The sequence below is a fragment of the Allobacillus salarius genome, from assembly GCF_007559425.1.
GTDB lineage: Bacteria > Bacillota > Bacilli > Bacillales > Alkalibacillaceae > Allobacillus > Allobacillus salarius.
Genome location: NZ_VMHE01000090.1, coordinates 263 through 661, shown reverse-complemented (window position 1 = coordinate 661; position 399 = coordinate 263). Strand labels below are relative to the sequence as shown.

General features: G+C 37.1%; 1 pseudogene. It reads right to left on the bottom strand.

From position 1 onward, the window contains the following. Positions 1-399 (bottom strand): annotated as a pseudogene (locus FPQ13_RS13880) (CHAP domain-containing protein); the annotation flags it as partial.

Sequence of the window (399 nt, the reverse complement as noted above, 5' to 3'; positions counted from 1 at the left end):
CCGAGCTCATCGTTTGTGCGTTTCTAATCATTATTCCTTTAGGTTTTTCGAGTCGTCGATTACCTTCTACTATAAAGTGATAAATATATTCTGGATAATTAACCTCTTGGCTAGAAATAGTGTACTTTATAGTTGTTACATCTTTCCAAATTGGAACTTTTTTATTATTTTTTTCGTTATCATCACTATCATCTTCTGGTTTAGGTGCCGGCGTAGATTTCTCCGGATGATATGGTGGTCTAACAAAATATTTAACTCCTCCACCTGGTCCATCATGATAAGAGTGTTTGATTTTATACGGCGGACTTCCTGTTGCATTATTTGTATACCAGTTTTGATCCACACCATACCAATAGTCTTTTGTGCATGGCCCTACTACAATGTTCACATGACCTGCCC